We start from the raw sequence: 17,407 nt of genomic DNA, 5'->3' as shown, positions 1-17,407 counted from the left end.
AAAAAATCATGAGTGGCTGATTTTAAATGGTTTGTCAGCGTGGCAGGCCCCGGACGAGTATCTGCTCCAGGCAAACCAAAACAACAACGAGCCGCCTCTATGTGGACTACGCAAGAAAAACTTCCATTGGGCGAGCACATCGCCCGGTACGTCGAGTGGCTGACCCAGCATGGCGCGGATATATTCGACGCCATATCGTCGTCGCTCTCCGAAATCATCAGCCTCTTCACCAGCGCCCTGCTCTGGTTCAATCCGCTGGCCTTGATAGGGCTGCTGGCGCTGCTCGCCTTCTACATTCAACGCAAGGTGAGCCTGACGCTGTTCGTCGCCCTGTCGTTCCTGTTGATCCTCAACCTGGGCTACTGGCAGGAAACCATGGAGACCCTGGCCCAAGTGACATTCGCCACGCTGGTGTGCGTGATCGTCGGCGTGCCGCTGGGGATCGTCGCGGCGCATCGCCCCTGGTTCTACGCAGCCTTGCGACCGGTGCTCGACTTGATGCAGACCGTGCCCACCTTCGTCTACCTGATCCCGACCTTGACGCTGTTCGGCCTCGGTGTGGTTCCCGGGTTGATCTCCACAGTGGTCTTCGCCATCGCCGCGCCGATTCGCCTTACGTACCTGGGCGTGCGTGACGTCCCACAAGAGTTGATGGACGCCGGCAAGGCGTTCGGTTGCTCGCGTCGCCAGTTGTTGGCCCGCATCGAGTTGCCCCATGCGATGCCGAGCATCGCCGCCGGCATCACCCAATGCATCATGTTGTCGCTGTCGATGGTGGTCATTGCCGCGCTGGTGGGCGCGGACGGCTTGGGCAAACCCGTCGTCAACGCCTTGAACACAGCTGATATCGCCATGGGCTTCGAAGCAGGCCTGGCGATCGTGTTGCTGGCGATCATCCTCGACCGCATTTGCAAACAACGCGAAACCGTAAGACGAGGTGACGTATGAGCATCATTCGTTTCGAAGACGTCGACGTCATTTTCTCCCATCGTCCCAAGGCCGCGCTGGACCTGCTGGATCAAGGTTTTTCCCGGCCAGACATTCTGCAGAAGACAGGCCTGATCGTCGGCGTGGAAAAGGCCAACCTGGCGATCAACAAAGGCGAAATCTGCGTATTGATGGGCTTGTCGGGTTCCGGCAAGTCCAGCCTGCTGCGCTGCATCAACGGCTTGAACACGGTGAGCCGCGGCAAGCTCTTCGTCGAACACGAAGGTCGGCAGATCGACATTGCCGCCTGCACCCCAGCCGAGTTGAAGATGATGCGCACCCAGCGCATCGCCATGGTGTTCCAGAAGTTCGCCCTGATGCCCTGGCTGACGGTGCGCGAGAACATCGGTTTCGGTTTGGAGATGCAGGGTCGCCCGGAGAAGGAGCGGCGCAGACTGGTCGACGAAAAGCTTGAACTGGTGGGTTTGACCCAGTGGCGCAACAAGAAGCCGGACGAGTTGTCCGGCGGCATGCAACAGCGTGTGGGGCTGGCCCGCGCCCTGGCGATGGACGCGGACATTCTGCTGATGGACGAGCCGTTCTCGGCCCTCGACCCGCTGATCCGCCAAGGTTTGCAGGACGAATTGCTCGACCTGCAGCGCAAGTTGCACAAGACCATTGTGTTCGTCAGTCATGACCTGGACGAAGCCCTCAAGCTGGGGACGCGGATCGCGATCATGAAGGACGGCAAGATCATTCAGTACAGCAAGCCCGAAGAAATCGTCCTGAACCCGGCCGACGACTACGTGCGCAACTTTGTGGCCCACACCAATCCGCTGAATGTGCTGTGCGCGAAAAGCTTGATGACCCCGCTGGACCGATGCGTTTTCGCCCGGGATGAATATTGCCTGGATACGGTACAGAACCTCTGGATGGCATTGGATCAATCCCGAGGACTGGCCAGCATCCGACGAGGCGCAACCGCCCTGCCGGCGCAACACTGGGAGGACAGCAAGGCCTTCGGAAGCTTGCGCCGCCAAGTCACGCTGGTAACGCCGGACACCCGCATGCGAGTCGCCTTGGGGATCCGTTATGAAACAGGTCATCCATTGCTCGTCGTCGACGATGCCCAAACCGTCCTGGGCGTATTGGGCGACGTGGAACTGTACCGGGCGCTGCTCGGCCATGACCTGTCGCACCCGGTCTTACCCGAGCCATTGCCGCAGCCTTCGGTGGCTTGAACAAACGACACCCATTTTTCCTGCAGCACTGCTTGTCCGCCAACCACCGATCATTTGCCTTGAGTGAGATCGACGATGAACCCTACCTTGAAAACCCATCGTGAACTGCTGGCCGATCGCGCCCCCGGCCATGGCATGCCCGGCGGTCTGTTCGGCCGCCAGGATATTTTTGATACCGATGTCGATGTCTTTTTTACCAAGCACTGGATTCTGGTGGGGGTCACCAGCGACGTTGCCGAACCCGGCGATGTCTCCACGATCGACATCGGCAAATCCTCCATCCTCCTGGTGCGCGATGACGACGAGCATGTGCAGGCCTTCCGCAACGTCTGCCGCCACCGTGGGGCGCGCCTGAAACAGGCCGGCAAATCGACGGTGGGCATGCTGGTCTGTCCTTATCACCAATGGACGTACGACCTCGACGGCAGCCTGAAACATGCCGCCCACATGGGCAAGGATTTCGACCCGGGGTGCAAGAGCCTGATCCCTGTCCATACGTGCGTGGTCGGCACCCATGTTTTCGTCTGCCTGAGTGACGAGCCGCCAGAAGACATCCTGTACCTGGACCAGGTCATGACGCCGCGTTTCGCTCAATATGACCTTGCCCATTCCAAGATCGCCTACGAGTCGGAGATCATCGAGAACGGCAATTGGAAACTGGTGATCGAGAACAATCGCGAGTGCTACCACTGCGCCGCCACCCACCCCGAACTGACGGCGTCGTTCCTGCCGGAGGATTTCGGCTTCTGCACCGATGGACTGGGCGAGGACTCGCTCCAGGCGTTGCAGGAGTACCACCAGCGCAACGCCAACACCAAGCAGGACTGGGAACGCGAAGGCTACCTGTGTGACGCCGTCGAGCACCTGGGCGAGGACGCGGTGACTCAGTTCCGCTCCCAGCGCCTGGTCATCGCGGGCAACGGCGAATCCCAGACCCTCGATACCCGCGTGGCCTGCACCCGACTGTTTGGCGACCTCACGCGCCGCGACCTGGGCGACATGCACTTGTGGACCCATAACTCATGGACCCACATCATGAGCGATCACGCGATCGTCTCCTACATCATCCCGCTCGCGCCCGATAGAACCCTGGTGCGCACCAAATGGCTGGTGCACGCCGACGCCGTCGAAGGCGTGGACTACGCGTTGGACAAGCTGACCGAAGTCTGGGCGGCGACCAACCTCCAGGACGCCAGCCTCGTCGGCATCACCCATAGCGGCACCCAGGACCCGGCCTACACGCCCGGACCGTTCTCGGCATTTACCGAAACCTATGTCGACCAGTTCTCGCGCTGGTACGCGGCGCGTCTGGCCGCCCACGGCGTGTGAGGGATGAACATGACGATTTACGAAAAGCTGACGCGCCCTGAACGTTTTACCGATCCGACGACCTGGGGAGCGTTTGGCGCGCAATGGCACAGCGGCGAGCAGAAGATGTTGCAATGCTGCGCCGTGCGACAGGAAACCCATGATGTAAAAACGTTCACGTTCCAATGCGCGGACTTCAGTGCGTTGAGTTTCGAGCCGGGCCAGTTCATTACCCTGTCGCTCGTCATCAATGGGCAGGCCATTGCGCGGTGCTACACCCTGTCGTCTTCACCGACTCGCCCGTTCGCTTTTTCGATCACCGTCAAACGCGTGCCCGGAGGCGTGGTGTCGAACTGGCTGCATGACCATCTCAAGCCTGGAGACAACCTCAAGGCATCCGGGCCGGCGGGCAGCTTCACGCCGGTTGGTCATCCGGCGGCAAAACTGTTGTACCTCTCCGCCGGCTCCGGCGTGACCCCGTTGATGTCGATGACCCGCGCCGCCTGCGACATGGCTGCCAACCTGGACATTGTTTTCGTGCACAGCGCTCGCACGCCGGCGGATATCATTTTCCACGGCGAGTTGACGCGAATGCAGGCCGATATGCCGGGACTGCGGGTCATCGATATCTGTGAAGGGCTTGGCGATGCCAGCCACTGGCAACAGCCCATGGGTCGTCTCGATTTGCCTTTGTTGAGCCAGCACGTGCCGGACTACAAGGAGCGGGAAATCTTTACCTGTGGCCCCCAGGGTTACATGGAAGCGGTCAAGGCGCTGCTCAGGGAAGCTGCATTCGACTTTAACCACTATCACCAGGAAAGCTTCGATATCGCGGTGCTGAATGAAGAACAGTTGATCGAGCAAGCCGCTCCATTGGATCAACAGGACATCTTCACGGTCACGCTGGCACGTTCGGGCAAGACCTTCAGCATGCCCGGCCACCAGACCGTGCTGAGCGCAGCCAAAAAGGCCGGTGCGATTGTGCCTTCATCCTGCAGCCAGGGCGTTTGCGGCACCTGCAAGACCGCCCTGCTGGAAGGCACCGTGGACATGAACCACAACGGCGGCATACGGCAACGGGAGATCGACAAGGGCCTGCGCTTGCTGTGTTGCAGCAAGCCCACGTCCAACCTGGTGATCGATCTCTAGCCGTCATGCCGGATTAGGTAGTCACTGCGCGCAGGCTTCTGCACAATCGCCCTGCGCTTGAAACCAACAAGACAGTGACCCAGCCCGATGAAACTGCAACCGTTGCCGCCGCTCAACAGCCTGGTAGCGTTCGAAGCCGCCGCACGCCACCTGAGTTTCACCGTGGCGGCCCGCGAACTGAACGTCACCCAGGGCGCTGTCAGCCGCCAGATACGCCTGCTCGAGGATTACCTGGGAACAGCGCTGTTTGTCCGCACGACCCGTGAGATCAACCTCACTGCGACGGGCAGCCAGTACTACGAAAGTGTTCGCGATACGCTGCAACAGATCGCCCGTGCCACGGCTGGCGTGCGTCATTGGCAAGGCGCGCAGCAAGTCACGGTGGTCACCAGCACGGCGATGGCATCGCTGTGGTTGCTGCCGTTGGTATCGGAGTTCCGGCGTCAGCACGAGGAGATCGACCTGCGCATCATCGCGACCGATCAAGTCGAGGATTTCTCCCGGCTCGACTGCGACCTGGCGCTGTACTACTGCAGCACGCCCCCCAAGAACATGAAGGTCACCGCACTGTTCAATGAAGAAATTTTCCCGGTGTGCAGCCCGGCCTACCTGTCTCAGCATCCCGAGGCGGGCAACCTTGAACAATTCGGCGCCTGTACCTGGCTGTGGCTCGAGGACCAGCATCGGGACTGGATTGGCTGGATGGAATGGTTCCAGCGCCTGGGCCATCCAGCGCCAGAACCTCGTCGGCGCATCAACATCAACAACTACTCGATGCTGATCCAGTCGGCGCTGGCGGGCCAGGGAATCGCCCTGGCCTGGACGCGGTTGCTCGGCGACCACCTACAGACCGGCAATCTCGTACGCCCGACATCCGCCATCTTGTGCACCGATGCGCAATTCTGCTTGTTGGAGCCCCTGGGCCAAGTACCGAACCGGCAAAGCGTCAACCGCTTCCGCGAATGGTTGATGGCGCACCTGGCACAGACAGAGGATGTCTGACCCATGGCGCCTCGAACCCGTTTATCAATTAGCTTCAAAAATCAGCGCCCGCAGCCGATAACCATGACAAGAGCCCAGTGATTGGGTGGTTGGAATGCGGCGGGAACCGGTGATGACAGACATATATCTGCTGATAGCGAGCGGCACGGACCAGAGCGATGCGTACGTCCTGGGCTGGTTCGATGATCGAAACAAAGCCAGGGAAGCGGCCGAGCAAAAGGAATGGGAAGCTTATCGCGCCAGCCTGAAAGCGGAACACCCTTGGTCCAGCCAAAAACCCTTGGCGCCGGACAAGACCGAGTATCGGCGCTATTGGATCAAGACCGTTTCGAAGTTCGAACATGTGTCCGTGCCGAGGTCCCTGGCGGTTCACTGAGCGGCTCCCAGACTTTTTACCCATCACGCAAATTTAACGAACTGTGCGCTCTCGCCAAGGGTCTAGAAAATTAAGCCCATCCGATGAGAGCGTTCCTATGTTGAAATTTCTTGGTGGTACCGTTGGGATCATTTTCCTGATCGGCCTGATCGTGGTCATTGCCTTGTTCAAGTTCATCTTCTGATCCGACACAGCGGTAGCGCACTGCGCTACCGCTGGTTTTCCTCGGGTTCGGACGCTGGCAAGGACGCCAGGATCTGATCACGGCAGACTTCAAGTATTTCGTCTGCCAACGGCGAATCATCCGGACAAGCGCGCGAGAGCATGACCGCGCCGATGGCATGGGCGAGCCAGTTGATCATCTTTGCCCGTCCGCCTTCTCCTGTCGGCTCGAACTTTTCCTCAAGGGTAGCCAGCGTGCCTTCCACCCCATTGGCAAACGTGGCCTTTACCTCATCGGACTGACGCGCCGCGTCGCCGCACAACGCCGCCATCGTGCAGCCGTTGCCCCGAGCGTCGCGGTGCTCCCGCGAGACATACATGGCGAAGAACCCAGCGACATCCAGGTTGCTGGCGCTGGTCAATGAGCGCGAAAGACTGTCCGCAGCGGCTTCGGCCATCAGGTCGGCCTTCGAACCGAAATGCTTGTAGAAACCGCCGTGGGTGAAGCCGGCAGCGGCCATCAGATCCGCCACGCCTATGCCGTCAAAACCTCGCTCGCGAAACAACACGGACGCTGTCTCGACGATGTGTTCCCGGTTTGCCTGTGCCTGGGCCTTGGTCACTCTCATGTTCGTTTACCTCGTACCACTCCAATCAGGTCCTCATCATACATAGATGCCAACCGTAATCAAATTCGTTGACAGTTTAGATTTCGATCATCATCCTAAGTGCCAGCCGCACCCACCGCTCATCTATTGGCACGGAAACGAGAGACATGACCGATCAGATTCTGTTTACCCCCTATACCCTGGGCTCCCTCACCCTCGCCAACCGAGTCGTGCTGGCGCCGCTGACGCGTAACCGCGCAGCCAAAGGCTTCGTCCCCAGTGAGTTCGCGGCGACCTACTACAGCCAGCGCGCATCGGCAGGCTTGCTGATTGCCGAGGCCACGCAGATCTCGCAGCAGGGACAGGGTTATCAGGACACGCCCGGCATCTACACCCAGGCGCAGATCGACGGCTGGCGCCAAGTGACCGATGCGGTCCATGCCAAGGGCAGTCGGATATTCCTGCAACTGTGGCACGTCGGGCGCGTGTCCCACGTGGCCCTGCAGGAAAACGGCGCCGCCCCGGTAGCGCCTTCCGCCCTGCGCCCCGCCACCAAGGTATTCGTCAACAACAGTTTCGAGGATGTGTCCGAACCACGAGCGCTCGACCTGAGCGAGTTGCCGGGAATCGTCAAGGATTTTCGCCAAGCGGCAGCCAATGCCATCGCCGCCGGGTTCGATGGCGTGGAGATCCACGGTGCGAACGGCTATCTGCTCGATCAGTTCATCAAGGACGGCGCCAACATCCGTACCGATGCCTACGGTGGCTCGATTGAAAACCGCGCCCGACTGCTGTTGGAAGTGACCGCCGCCGTGGTGAGCGAGATCGGTGCCGGACGTACCGGCCTGCGCATCTCGCCCGTGTCGCCGGCCAACGGCGTGTCCAGCAGCGCACCGCAGGCGCAGTTCGACTACATCGTCGATCAGCTCAACACCTTGGACATCGCCTACCTGCACGTCGTCGAAGGCGCGACCGCCGGGCCGCGTGATGTGGCACCGTTCGATTTCGCCGGCTTGCGCCAACGCTTCAACAATACCTACATCGCCAACAACGGCTACGACCTGGACCTGGCCACTTCGCAGCTCCTGGAAGACAAGGCCGACTTGATCGCCTTTGGCCGCCCGTTCATTGCCAATCCAGACCTGGTAGAGCGCCTGAAAAGCGCCGTCCCTTTGGCGGCCCTCAATCCCGCGACCCTCTACGGCGGCGGCGCCGAAGGCTACATCGACTACCCGACGCGCGCCGAGGCGAATGCCCAATAGCGCCGAAACAAATCACGCAGTTGATCGCCCCCCAATCCTGAAGAGACCGACACCATGACCACTCGCACAACCGTTCTCATCACCGGCGCTTCCACCGGTATCGGCGCCGTCTATGCCAAGCGCTTCGCCCAGCGCGGCCATGATCTGGTGCTGGTTGCCCGCGACAGCGCGCGACTCGAAGCGCTGGCGACTGAACTGCGCCACGAACACAACGTGACCGTCGACGTGCTCCAGGCCGACCTGACCCAAATCGGCGACCTGCACACAGTCGAAGCACGCCTGCGTGATGACGACCGCATCGGCATCCTGGTCAACAATGCGGGCGCCGCCCAGTCCGGCAGCTTCATCGAACAGACCACCGACAGCGTCGCGCACCTGGTTTCACTCAACACCACTGCGCTGGTCCGGCTCGCCAGCGCCATCGCCCCGCGCCTGGCAAACGCCGGCGACGGCGCGATCATCAACATCGGCTCGGTGGTTGGCCTGGCGCCGGAGTTCGGCATGTCAGTCTACGGGGCGACCAAGGCTTTCGTGCTGTTCCTGTCCCAAGGGCTCAGCCTCGAACTGACCCCAAAAGGCGTCTACGTGCAAGCCGTCCTGCCCGCCGCCACCCGGACCGAAATCTGGGAACGCGCCGGCATCGACATCAATACCTTGAGCGAAATCATGGAAGTGGGCGACCTGGTCGATGCCGCGCTGGTCGGCTTCGACCGTCGCGAACCGGTGACCATCCCGCCGCTGCAGGACGGTGCGCGCTGGGATGCGTTGCAGGGGGCGCGGCAGGGGTTGTTGTCCGAGATCAAGCAATCGGCGGTTGCCGAGCGCTATAAAAACCCAGGCCTGAACGGCTGAACCGGGCAAACGATGGCGAAGGTCTTGATGTCGCCATCGTTTGCAATGCCGCCAGAAAAAACGCCCGAATTACTTGGGCGCGTATTCCTTGCACATGTCCTGGGCCATGGCCCCGAGTGGTGAGTTAGCCAGCGTGCTCACCATGTTTGAAACCTGGAATTTATAGGCGGGATCGGACTTTATCTTCCTGATCTGGGCCTTGGCTGCTTCGTTGAATTTTGGTTCAGTGGCCATAGCGTTCTCCACATCCCCGTTCAGGCCAGGGTTATTCTTGTTGCATATCTGTTCCATGGCCACCAAGACGACGTAACCCTGGTGCTCTTGATCTTGCTGATTCGCGAGCGAGCTGCCAGCAACGCTGATTCCAGCCAGGCAAAGAGAAAACGTAGAAATCCTTAACAGCGACATTCAAAACTCCTTATTGATAAAAACAGCCTCTACTGCCTGCGGACCAAGATCGCCGCACCTTGTCGCGCCCTTCAGTTCTTTCGCACAGTTGCCCGAACGATTATTGCGAGTCTTCGGCGGACGCTGCGTCCGCATCCTCCGGTGGCGCTCCATACGGCTTGCCAATCTCGACCCGGTCAGCCTTTACCCAACCGGTATAGTCCTCGCCATCCTTGGCGATGAAATTCACTTCCAGCCATGATTCGTCCTCCAGGCTGGAGTAGACGGTGAGGGAGTCGCCCGGTATGACAAAAATCTTCTTGTTGGCACAGGCTTCATCCGGTGCCTCGTGGAAATGCAAGCGCCCGGTGCCGATGACCTTGCCTTGCACCGAAGGATGAAACTCAGGCACTGTTCCCGAGAGTTTTTCCGCCAGGGCCGAACAGTTAACATTCACGGCGGCCTGACCCAGGCTGCTGAACAGGCATAGGCACAACAAGCTTGCACGCAGATGCATTGGCGGATTCCGTTTGGATGGGAGCCGTAGGATATAAAGTCGGGAACGCTCGGGGAAGAGACGTCTCGGAATTTATAAGTCGCTGAGTGGGACCAACCATCAGACCTCCAGGCCGCAATGACATGACGGACACAGAGACAGTCTTCGCTGACTGGGAACCGCTTGATCTTGAGTGGCATCAAGGCTTCGCGTTCATGGACGACGTACTTCTGGGCGATGGGCGCGTGCCAGACGTCTACATCCTGCTCAGCCCTCAAGGCGCACGACCCGGCGAGCTAGCCCAACGTGCCGGGGACGGAGGTTATCCGCCCTCGCCGCTGATGGCCGGCCAGCCGGTTTGGCGGCATCGACGCAACCCATGGATCCTGCGTGATGCATCGCACGATTATTATCTGCTTCCAGGTTACTGGCAGCGCCATGGTTACCATGCCCTCCAGGCCCTGTCTTTTCGGTTCGAGCAGGGTCTGGAAAGTCTCGGCCACCAATACTGGCGTGACGAAACCGGCGCCTATTGGTTCGGCGAATACGCAATCACCGAAATCCCACAGGCACGGCCCGACAGCCTGGCGCTGTTGCCATTGTCGCCCGCCTCGGTGGCTTCAACCTCTGCGTTGTTCAGCGACGGGGTGAACATCTTTCTCCATGGAAAATTCATCGCCGCCGCCACCGCTCGGGTGCGGTACTGCAACCATCCGTCTTATCGAGTGATCGACGGACAAGTCCATAAGGGTTTCAAGCCCGTGCACCAAAAGGACGGCACGCCGCTGCCGATAACAAACCCCGACGGCTTCCACATGCTCGCCCAACGCTGGGGAACCGACGGGCACTCGATCATCGTGCAAGCGCAGCAGGGCTCGAGTGTTTCGTATGAATACTTCTACCGCATCGACAATGCCGACCTGACCACCTTCACCGTGCTTAACGAACGCTACGCCAAGGACAGTCGACGGGCCTATTACCTGACGGGGAAAACCATCCGCTACGTCGGCGATTTCCACCTGCTCAAGGGTTGGCAGCCGGTGTTCGATGAGTGCGGCCGCGTGGTCAGCGCCAGTGAATACGAGGATGACTATTTTGCCGTGGACGACACATTCGTCTACGCCGCCGGGACCCGCTTGCGTGATGCCCACGGCCCGAGTTTTCGTCACTTGGGATTCGATTACTACCGTGACCGTCAGTACGTCTATCAACACCAGAAACGCCTCGATGTCGACGTGGAAAGTTTCGTAGTGGCCCAGCTCTATCGCAATGACCAGGATGACTCCCCCGTGCTGGCAGGTGACAGGAATGGCCCGCTGGGTTCTGGCGGAATAATCGATGCGGCCATGCAACAAGCCTGGGCACCGTATTTCGAGGCCCATCCGCAACTGAAGGATTATTGGTGGCACCGCTTGCAGGCAGAGGCTGGCGCCGCGCAAATATCTTCAGAAACGGCGCCTTTACGCGCCATCGGCCTCGGCTTCGAGGTGGGCGGCCAAGTGCATTTTCATGGACGGGCGATCAACGGGCTGGACGCGGCGAGTTTCAAACTGCTGGACACCCACTTGTGCGGCGATGCCCATGGCCTCTATCTGATCCCGTTCCATAACGCCGAAACACAAGTGCCCGAACGATTCTCCACGGAGCCTGCCGAGCACTTCCGCTCACTGGGGCCGCCTTACCTGACAGACGGAAAAACCGTTTATTGCCACCGGGTCTTCTATCATCCCCCCGAACCGATTCGTAAGGCTCACGCAGCGAGTTTCGAGTCCTGTGGACATGGCTGGGCCAAGGACCGGGAGGCGGTGTATTACTACGGCGAGGCGAAAAAACGCCTCCATCCCGCTGAGACCCGCGTGCTCGGCATCTATGCCATCAGCCCTACCCTGATCTTTTCGGAGGGCAAGTGGCTGGATGTCGACTTCGACCCTGATGAAGTTCGTGTGCCGCATCCGGATTTCCTGCAACTGGGGACACGCAAGTTGTTCTGCCATCGACGGCCGCTGAGCGCCAAGCGTTTTGATCTCTCCACCCTCGAATTCCTGACTGAGCGTTATGCCCGGGACAGGTATCGGTTCTATTACTACGATGGGTATGGGACGTTGACGGAGGTTGATGAGGCGGATTACCGGGCATCCCTTGGACATCCGGTGGAGGGCGCCTAGAGATTGCAGTCGTACTGATATTCGAAAGGGAAAAATACGGTATCGACCACCAAGGAAAACGGTGCGTCGATAAGTAGAAATGGAATCAGCTTTCCTTTGGACGTGCCCACCAGCCACCAGTCGAAGCGCAGGCCGATGTAGGGGCATCTGTGCTTGTCGTAATCCATCCGCATCGCGGTGGCCATGCAGCCGCTCAAGCTGGTGATCAAGATCAGTAGAATTGCTTTCCGTAGCACGTAATGTCCTTGTTGATTCTTGCAAAGCCCGGGTAGACCAGGAAACCCAGCGATGGATACGAAGGCGCATGGACGCATGTTTTGCACACGCACAAGAAAGCCGATCGAGCTGATCGGCTTAGATACCTGGATCAGTCAGGATACAGGGTCTGGACAGAGTGATTCGAACATTCAAGTTTTGTCAGGAACATCAATCCTTGCGTCAGGTCTTCGAAGGTTGGGCCGCCGAGACAAAGCCGAATGCCGGCCGCCTGGTCAGTGTGATCGACCATGACCGATTCTGGCGCAGTCACTTTGATGCCAATCGCGGCAGCCGCTGTGGCAAAGCGATCGGCAGCGTCGCGTCGCATCGGTAGCCAGACATGAAAGGCGTCCGGATGCCAGACAAGCCCGGCCGCGCCGAACAGCGAAGCGGCCAGGTCTGCTCGGCGTCGCGCTTCATGGCGCAGGTCCTGGGGGATCGATGCGATAACGCCACTGGACAGCCACTCCTCCACCACCGCGCAGGACAATGGCGACGGGGTCATGGGGACATCCTGCAAGACTGCTTGTGCGGCGGCATTCATGCCGTCCGGTAGCGTGAGCATGCCGATCCTCAACCCAGGACCAATGGATTTGGACAGCCCGTTGACGTGCAAGACTCTCTCGGGCGCCAGCGTCACAAGCGCAGGTTCAAGTGGAGGTCCTAAAGCGTAGACGCCATCCTCGATGATCCAGGCCCCGGACCGTCGACAGACATCGACGATAGCCTGCCGTCGCGCCGTGTCCATCGTGGCCGTCGTCGGATTGTGCAGCGTCGGGGTGAGATAAACCGCTTTGGCTGCGCTTGATGCCAGGCCAGCGAGGGCGTCCGCAAGCGCCTGAGGCAGCATGCCTTGCGCATCAATCTCGACACCTTGCATCCGGTAACCCTTGCGCCGGGCCAGGGCAATCGCGCCGGGATAGGTGACGCGTTCTGTCAGAATCACCCCCTGGGGACCGCAGGCAAGATCGAAGGCCAGGGAAATGGCCTGGCGGGCGTTACTCGTGAGCGCCAGATGCGACGGTTTGACCACGATGCCGAGCGTTTCAAGCCAGCGGGCCAACAGACGGCGATGCTCCAGATGCCCGGCGGGCGGTGAATACAGGTTGAGATGATCGGTGTCGATCTTGCGCGCCATACCGGTCAGCGTCCGCGCCAAAAGACCGGCCGTCAGCATCGCCGGCGGCACATTGGACGAGAGGTCGATCTGCCGGTCCTCATGTGCCTGATGGATCGCCACGAACATTCCCCGGCCCTTGACGCTGCGCACCAGACCTCGTCGCTCCAGCACCGCATAGGCTTTGGTCACCGTGCCAAGACCGATCTGCAACTGCCACGCGAGGTCTCGATGGGCAGGCAGACGGTCACCCCCTTTCAGTCGCCCCTCGATGATGTCGTCGGCCAGGGCGAGCACCAGGCGCTCGGCGACACTTGCCTCGATGTCTGCAAGGCGGGGCATCCAAGGCGATTGCAGACGCATTGCTACTCTCCAAACTGATTAATAGTGTCGCGTGACACTATATAAATAGCCATAAAGTGTCACGCATATTAGGGTATTTCACGAAATCAACCTTTCACCATCAGCCTGGCCGCGATGACGGAGCGAGGCAGCGGAGCGTCCAATGTTTAGCCATGTGACCGTGGGCACGAATGATCTTGAGCGTGCAGGCGCTTTTTATGACGCTATCCTCGCGCCACTGGGTCTGAAACGACGAGTCGTAGTGCCTGATGGCGGTCCGGCGGCGCTCTGCTGGGTCGCCGCCGAAGCGCCTCTGCCGCGCTTCTATGTCTACATCCCTGCCAATGGCGAGCCATCGTCGATCGGCAACGGCAGCATGGTCGCCTTCCTGGCGTCCTCTGAGAACGCCGTGGCGCTGGCCCATGCGGCGGGACTTGCCCATGGCGGGACGGACGTAGGAGCGCCCGGGCCGCGTCCCCGCTACGGCGACGGCTATTTCGGCGCATACCTTCTCGACCCCGATGGAAACAAGGTTCATATCGTTCATCGCGCGGATCTGCTGCAACCATGAAAAAAAACCACGCTTTACCGTGCAGCGGATCGCCGCATCCATTTCATGGTTTGCGGTCTCCATTCCAAGGAGCCGCTCAATGATCGGCAGCCCGATCCTGCTCGCCTTCGGCACCTATGTCCTTGCCGCTGCAAGTCCAGGCCCCAGCAACATGGCAATCATGGATGTGGCGATGCGTGATGGTCGCACGCGCGCCCTGATGCTGGCGTCCGGCGTCATCTCCGGCTCGCTCTTCTGGGCGATCCTGGCGGCCACGGGTATCAGCGCCTTGCTGGCCGCCTATGCCCAAGCGTTGTTGTTGATCAAGGTGGTCGGCGGTGTCTATTTGCTTTATCTCGCGCTGCGTGCCGGCAGATCCGCCATGCAGTCGACCGCCGACCACACCAGCACGGTCGCGGGACAGGCGCCGCGTTACCGGTCGCTGTACCGCCAGGGTGTCCTTATGCACATCAGCAATCCCAAGGCCATCATGTCCTGGATGTCGATCATGTCGCTCGGACTCCGGGAGGACGCTCCAGCGGGCACCTTATCGGCAATCATCGGTGGTTGCGCAGTGCTCGGCGTCATCATCTTCGGCGGCTACGCCATCGTTTTCTCGACCGCCACGATGATTGCCTGCTACGCCCGCTCAAGGCGCTGGATCCAGGGGCTTTTCTCGGTACTGTTTGGCGTCGCGGGGTTGAAGCTTCTGGTCTCTACAAATTGATTTCGTGTTGAAACCAATGGGCCTGGTTCCCCTTCAAGGCAGGTCAGGCGAGCCAGTGTCGCCACACAGGTGAGAGAGAACGTGATGACCCATGTGATCCATATGATCGACGTATTCGGAGCAAAAGCCCTGAGTGGAAACCCACTGGCGGTGGTCATGGACGCCGACGCATTGCAGACAGATGACATGCAGCGCCTGACGCGCTGGCTCAACCTGTCGGAGACAGCCTTTGTGCTTTCGCCCACGCATCCGCAGGCAGACTACAGGCTGAGGATTTTCACCTTGGACAGGGAAATGCCATTTGCTGGACACCCGACGCTGGGAAGTTGCCATGCCTGGCTGTCGACCGGACGGGCGCCGAGGAACGAAACGCACATTGTCCAGGAATGCGGTGTGGGCCTCGTGACCATTCGCCGTGAACAAGGACGGCTTGCCTTTGGCGCTCCCCCACTGCTCCGTTACGGCGCTCCGTCGAAGGAAGAATTAACCGAGGTGCTGCAGTGTCTCGGCATTGAACCCTGTGAGATCGTTGATGCGGCGTGGATCGACAACGGTCCCGGATGGCTGGGGATCCGCCTGGCTTCAGCAGAGAAAGTCCTTTCCCTGCAACCGGCCCGGAGCTGGCCGCGCAGAATCGACTTCGGCGTCATGGGTCGTCACCCCCATGGCGATGCCACCTTCGAAGTTCGCGCCTTTTTCAGCAATCACCTCGGTGCCATTGTCGAAGACCCGGTTACAGGCAGCCTTAATGCCTCACTGGCACAGTGGTTATTCGACACAGGTGTGGTTGAGCAAGACTATGTCGCCGCCCAAGGCACCCGCCTCGGCCGCCAAGGGCGCATTCACGTAACTCGCGATGAAGCAGGCCAAATCTGGATCGGCGGCGAGACACGCACTCAGGTGGAAGGCCGCATTAGCGCAGGGTGAAGGGGCGGGTTGCAGTAAATGCCTGGGCGGCGGCGTGGAGATCGCGCACCTGCTGAGGTTCTCCGGCCTATCGCTGGACAGCATCGGTGAACGACTCGCGTGCCGGCAAGAGGATGCAGTGCCGGATGAGCTGACCGCTGTGAAAACCAGTATCGCGCCGGACAAGAATGCGATCGCCGCCAAGCTCAAGGAAATCCGTGACCACAACGAGACAGTTCGCAAGCGCATGGCCGCCGGCGAAGACGCAGAACACGAACTGATCGAAGAGCCGGCATGGGCGCACCTTGAGCGTGGCGATAGTTCGAACTGCATCAATTAAGGCAACCATGATCAGCACCACCTCAGCCTGGTCGAGCATCATGGGCCACAGGCGGACGCCATATCCAAGCAGATCGCCCAGTTCCTGGCGGCGGGCGGCCGGATCGACGAACTGCAAAGCCCACCGCGCAATCCCATCCCACCGCCCCGCTCAACCCGGATAGCCCCTGAAACGGTCCTCAAGCGCAAACCCCGGTCGCCGTCACTGGCCTAGCGCCGCGCGCTACGCAAGATGGCGGATTCGCTATGAGCAAGCGCAAGCCGTGCAATCGGCGAGTCCAAACGAGCGCAGCATGCGGGCTCTGGTCAACACGAATCACGCCGCAGTGATCAACATCGACCCTAGCGGCTTGCAGGTGATGATCAACTGGAAGAACGGAAAGCAGATTCTTTCAAGGCCAGTGTCTGACGCGCTCTGTGACGTCGCGCACCGCTGGACGATCTACATCGCCGGAATCTGCGTGCGCCAGGACGGCGCCCAGTACATCAAGTCAATCGACATCAGGCCGGAGGGCGTACACAGGGTGGAAAGGCTTTCGGATGTCCTCGAGCATTTCTACGAAGGGGTGAAGGCCGACTGCAACCCGAATCAGCGCATCGGCATGGACTGGCTGGCACTGCCGGCCAGTGGAATAACGGAGACCTGCCATGGCTGCAGCTCAGAAAGACCGGTCAGCAAAGACCGCGGCGAAGCGAAAGATTCGCGGCGAAGAGGAGTTGCGGATGCATACCATGGCCGGAACCCGCCAGGTTCTCGCTGATTTGATGGAATGGCATCAGATTGATGAGCAAGGCGAGGCGATGACCCTGGCCTTACATCACCTACACGCCCTGGGCCCATCCGGATCTGCGCCGTTCTTCGCCCCGCCGCGACACGAATACGTGATACCCGAAAACGTGTCGGCAAAATTGACCCTGGCATATCAGCGCGAAGCTCTTCGCATCTGTGGAGAAGATTAAGCGAGGAGCTGTTGCCTTAGGTTGCCAGTACTGACGTCGTGGTTCTGCACATAAACATCTGCAACCCAGCCCTTCGTGATGTTTCGGTAACTACAAGAACCCATTGTGTAACCGTCTGACCAAGCGATTTCATCGCCAACTTCAATAGGATGCGACGAGAGCATTTCGATGATTGTGTATCCACCATGCTCATCGACCCAGATGCCTGCCATGCCCCTGCTGCGATTGATCATTCCAACAACGCCTTGTGTTTGCATAAACAACACTCCTTGA

General features: G+C 59.9%; 21 protein-coding genes and 1 pseudogene. 16 read left to right on the top strand and 6 right to left on the bottom strand.

Features of this window, described 5'->3' with window-relative positions:
- The first annotated feature begins 99 nt into the window (after positions 1-99).
- From choW to M8Q45_RS28550, 7 genes are all read left to right on the top strand, one after another.
- Positions 100-948: a choline ABC transporter permease subunit gene (gene choW, locus M8Q45_RS07520; RefSeq protein WP_249874159.1), complete on the top strand. Its 849-nt coding sequence runs from the start codon at positions 100-102 to the stop codon at positions 946-948.
- Entirely contained in the window at positions 945-2,168 is a 1,224-nt protein-coding gene (gene choV / locus M8Q45_RS07515) for a choline ABC transporter ATP-binding protein (RefSeq protein WP_249874158.1), read from the top strand. Before choW ends, choV begins: the two co-directional genes overlap by 4 nt.
- 75 nt (positions 2,169-2,243) lie before the next feature.
- Positions 2,244-3,497, top strand: a complete 1,254-nt coding sequence (locus M8Q45_RS07510) for an aromatic ring-hydroxylating oxygenase subunit alpha (RefSeq protein ID WP_249874157.1) — start codon at positions 2,244-2,246, stop codon at positions 3,495-3,497.
- Between the two features lie 9 nt (positions 3,498-3,506).
- Complete coding sequence (locus M8Q45_RS07505) at positions 3,507-4,625, top strand: FAD-binding oxidoreductase (RefSeq protein WP_249874156.1); 1,119 nt, start codon at positions 3,507-3,509, stop codon at positions 4,623-4,625.
- Between the two features lie 87 nt (positions 4,626-4,712).
- Positions 4,713-5,627, top strand: a complete 915-nt coding sequence (locus M8Q45_RS07500; RefSeq protein ID WP_249874155.1) for a LysR substrate-binding domain-containing protein — start codon at positions 4,713-4,715, stop codon at positions 5,625-5,627.
- Between the two features lie 112 nt (positions 5,628-5,739).
- Positions 5,740-6,003 (top strand): hypothetical protein, encoded by a 264-nt coding sequence (locus M8Q45_RS07495; protein ID WP_030142163.1) that lies wholly within the window; start codon positions 5,740-5,742, stop codon positions 6,001-6,003.
- A gap of 97 nt (positions 6,004-6,100) precedes the next feature.
- Positions 6,101-6,187 carry a small membrane protein YohP gene (locus M8Q45_RS28550; protein ID WP_442087941.1) on the top strand — a complete coding sequence of 29 codons (87 nt, stop codon included), beginning with the start codon at positions 6,101-6,103 and terminating at the stop codon, positions 6,185-6,187.
- A 25-nt stretch (positions 6,188-6,212) separates the two neighbouring features.
- Here M8Q45_RS28550 and M8Q45_RS07490 read toward each other — a convergent pair whose 3' ends face one another.
- On the bottom strand, positions 6,213-6,794 hold the full coding sequence (locus M8Q45_RS07490) for a TetR/AcrR family transcriptional regulator (protein ID WP_249874154.1): 582 nt from the start codon (positions 6,792-6,794) through the stop codon (positions 6,213-6,215).
- Between the two features lie 146 nt (positions 6,795-6,940).
- On the opposite strand from M8Q45_RS07490, the gene M8Q45_RS07485 reads away from it, so the two are divergent.
- Complete coding sequence (locus tag M8Q45_RS07485) at positions 6,941-8,035, top strand: alkene reductase (RefSeq protein WP_249874153.1); 1,095 nt, start codon at positions 6,941-6,943, stop codon at positions 8,033-8,035.
- A 54-nt stretch (positions 8,036-8,089) separates the two neighbouring features.
- Positions 8,090-8,887, top strand: a complete 798-nt coding sequence (locus M8Q45_RS07480; RefSeq protein WP_249874152.1) for an SDR family NAD(P)-dependent oxidoreductase — start codon at positions 8,090-8,092, stop codon at positions 8,885-8,887.
- Positions 8,888-8,956: 69 nt separating this feature from the next.
- On the opposite strand, the gene M8Q45_RS07475 is transcribed toward M8Q45_RS07480, so the two are convergent.
- Positions 8,957-9,295 (bottom strand): hypothetical protein, encoded by a 339-nt coding sequence (locus M8Q45_RS07475; RefSeq protein WP_249874151.1) that lies wholly within the window; start codon positions 9,293-9,295, stop codon positions 8,957-8,959.
- Between the two features lie 100 nt (positions 9,296-9,395).
- The gene (locus tag M8Q45_RS07470; RefSeq protein ID WP_249874150.1) at positions 9,396-9,791 is read right to left on the bottom strand and encodes a hypothetical protein; all 396 of its coding nucleotides are present in this window, start codon (positions 9,789-9,791) and stop codon (positions 9,396-9,398) included.
- Positions 9,792-9,913: 122 nt separating this feature from the next.
- Between M8Q45_RS07470 and M8Q45_RS07465 the strand changes: the two genes are divergently transcribed.
- Complete coding sequence (locus M8Q45_RS07465) at positions 9,914-11,935, top strand: DKNYY domain-containing protein (protein WP_249874149.1); 2,022 nt, start codon at positions 9,914-9,916, stop codon at positions 11,933-11,935.
- Here M8Q45_RS07465 and M8Q45_RS07460 read toward each other — a convergent pair.
- The gene (locus M8Q45_RS07460; RefSeq protein WP_349654618.1) at positions 11,932-12,171 is read right to left on the bottom strand and encodes a YceK/YidQ family lipoprotein; all 240 of its coding nucleotides are present in this window, start codon (positions 12,169-12,171) and stop codon (positions 11,932-11,934) included. The genes M8Q45_RS07465 and M8Q45_RS07460 overlap by 4 nt on opposite strands.
- A gap of 131 nt (positions 12,172-12,302) precedes the next feature.
- Positions 12,303-13,673: an aminotransferase-like domain-containing protein gene (locus tag M8Q45_RS07455; protein WP_249874147.1), complete on the bottom strand. Its 1,371-nt coding sequence runs from the start codon at positions 13,671-13,673 to the stop codon at positions 12,303-12,305.
- A gap of 142 nt (positions 13,674-13,815) precedes the next feature.
- On the opposite strand from M8Q45_RS07455, the gene M8Q45_RS07450 reads away from it, so the two are divergent.
- From M8Q45_RS07450 to M8Q45_RS07420, 6 genes and pseudogenes are all read left to right on the top strand, one after another.
- Positions 13,816-14,223, top strand: a complete 408-nt coding sequence (locus M8Q45_RS07450) for a VOC family protein (RefSeq protein WP_249874146.1) — start codon at positions 13,816-13,818, stop codon at positions 14,221-14,223.
- Between the two features lie 79 nt (positions 14,224-14,302).
- On the top strand, positions 14,303-14,929 hold the full coding sequence (locus M8Q45_RS07445) for a LysE family translocator (RefSeq protein WP_249874145.1): 627 nt from the start codon (positions 14,303-14,305) through the stop codon (positions 14,927-14,929).
- 81 nt (positions 14,930-15,010) lie between these two features.
- The gene (locus M8Q45_RS07440; protein ID WP_502940237.1) at positions 15,011-15,856 is read left to right on the top strand and encodes a PhzF family phenazine biosynthesis protein; all 846 of its coding nucleotides are present in this window, start codon (positions 15,011-15,013) and stop codon (positions 15,854-15,856) included.
- Positions 15,857-15,965: 109 nt separating this feature from the next.
- Positions 15,966-16,175: pseudogene (locus M8Q45_RS07435) on the top strand (siphovirus Gp157 family protein); the annotation flags it as partial.
- Positions 16,176-16,467: 292 nt separating this feature from the next.
- Positions 16,468-16,935, top strand: a complete 468-nt coding sequence (locus M8Q45_RS07425; protein WP_249877406.1) for a hypothetical protein — start codon at positions 16,468-16,470, stop codon at positions 16,933-16,935.
- Positions 16,898-17,134 (top strand): hypothetical protein, encoded by a 237-nt coding sequence (locus M8Q45_RS07420; RefSeq protein WP_502940236.1) that lies wholly within the window; start codon positions 16,898-16,900, stop codon positions 17,132-17,134. Before M8Q45_RS07425 ends, M8Q45_RS07420 begins: the two co-directional genes overlap by 38 nt.
- Here the strand turns inward: M8Q45_RS07420 and M8Q45_RS07415 are convergent.
- Positions 17,131-17,391, bottom strand: a complete 261-nt coding sequence (locus M8Q45_RS07415; protein ID WP_249874142.1) for a hypothetical protein — start codon at positions 17,389-17,391, stop codon at positions 17,131-17,133. The genes M8Q45_RS07420 and M8Q45_RS07415 overlap by 4 nt on opposite strands.
- Between the last annotated feature and the right edge of the window lie 16 nt (positions 17,392-17,407).

This window comes from Pseudomonas sp. T1.Ur (assembly GCF_023516725.1).
GTDB classification, from domain to species: Bacteria; Pseudomonadota; Gammaproteobacteria; order Pseudomonadales; family Pseudomonadaceae; genus Aquipseudomonas; species Aquipseudomonas alvandae.
This window is presented reverse-complemented; position numbering and strand designations above follow the sequence as displayed.

Bases quoted from the DNA above. Each gene is read 5' to 3' on its own strand.
- M8Q45_RS07450 (WP_249874146.1), top strand. From the start codon at position 13,816: ATGTTTAGCCATGTGACCGTGGGCACGAATGATCTTGAGCGTGCAGGC.
- M8Q45_RS07455 (WP_249874147.1), bottom strand. From the start codon at position 13,673: ATGCGTCTGCAATCGCCTTGGATGCCCCGCCTTGCAGACATCGAGGCA.
- M8Q45_RS07485 (WP_249874153.1), top strand. From the start codon at position 6,941: ATGACCGATCAGATTCTGTTTACCCCCTATACCCTGGGCTCCCTCACC.
- choW (WP_249874159.1), top strand. From the start codon at position 100: ATGTGGACTACGCAAGAAAAACTTCCATTGGGCGAGCACATCGCCCGG.
- M8Q45_RS07505 (WP_249874156.1), top strand. From the start codon at position 3,507: ATGACGATTTACGAAAAGCTGACGCGCCCTGAACGTTTTACCGATCCG.
- choV (WP_249874158.1), top strand. From the start codon at position 945: ATGAGCATCATTCGTTTCGAAGACGTCGACGTCATTTTCTCCCATCGT.
- M8Q45_RS07445 (WP_249874145.1), top strand. From the start codon at position 14,303: ATGATCGGCAGCCCGATCCTGCTCGCCTTCGGCACCTATGTCCTTGCC.
- M8Q45_RS07480 (WP_249874152.1), top strand. From the start codon at position 8,090: ATGACCACTCGCACAACCGTTCTCATCACCGGCGCTTCCACCGGTATC.
- M8Q45_RS07475 (WP_249874151.1), bottom strand. From the start codon at position 9,295: ATGTCGCTGTTAAGGATTTCTACGTTTTCTCTTTGCCTGGCTGGAATC.
- M8Q45_RS07495 (WP_030142163.1), top strand. From the start codon at position 5,740: ATGACAGACATATATCTGCTGATAGCGAGCGGCACGGACCAGAGCGAT.
- M8Q45_RS07425 (WP_249877406.1), top strand. From the start codon at position 16,468: ATGCGGGCTCTGGTCAACACGAATCACGCCGCAGTGATCAACATCGAC.
- M8Q45_RS07465 (WP_249874149.1), top strand. From the start codon at position 9,914: ATGACGGACACAGAGACAGTCTTCGCTGACTGGGAACCGCTTGATCTT.
- M8Q45_RS07415 (WP_249874142.1), bottom strand. From the start codon at position 17,391: ATGCAAACACAAGGCGTTGTTGGAATGATCAATCGCAGCAGGGGCATG.
- M8Q45_RS07500 (WP_249874155.1), top strand. From the start codon at position 4,713: ATGAAACTGCAACCGTTGCCGCCGCTCAACAGCCTGGTAGCGTTCGAA.
- M8Q45_RS28550 (WP_442087941.1), top strand. From the start codon at position 6,101: ATGTTGAAATTTCTTGGTGGTACCGTTGGGATCATTTTCCTGATCGGC.
- M8Q45_RS07490 (WP_249874154.1), bottom strand. From the start codon at position 6,794: ATGAGAGTGACCAAGGCCCAGGCACAGGCAAACCGGGAACACATCGTC.
- M8Q45_RS07420 (WP_502940236.1), top strand. From the start codon at position 16,898: ATGCATACCATGGCCGGAACCCGCCAGGTTCTCGCTGATTTGATGGAA.
- M8Q45_RS07470 (WP_249874150.1), bottom strand. From the start codon at position 9,791: ATGCATCTGCGTGCAAGCTTGTTGTGCCTATGCCTGTTCAGCAGCCTG.
- M8Q45_RS07510 (WP_249874157.1), top strand. From the start codon at position 2,244: ATGAACCCTACCTTGAAAACCCATCGTGAACTGCTGGCCGATCGCGCC.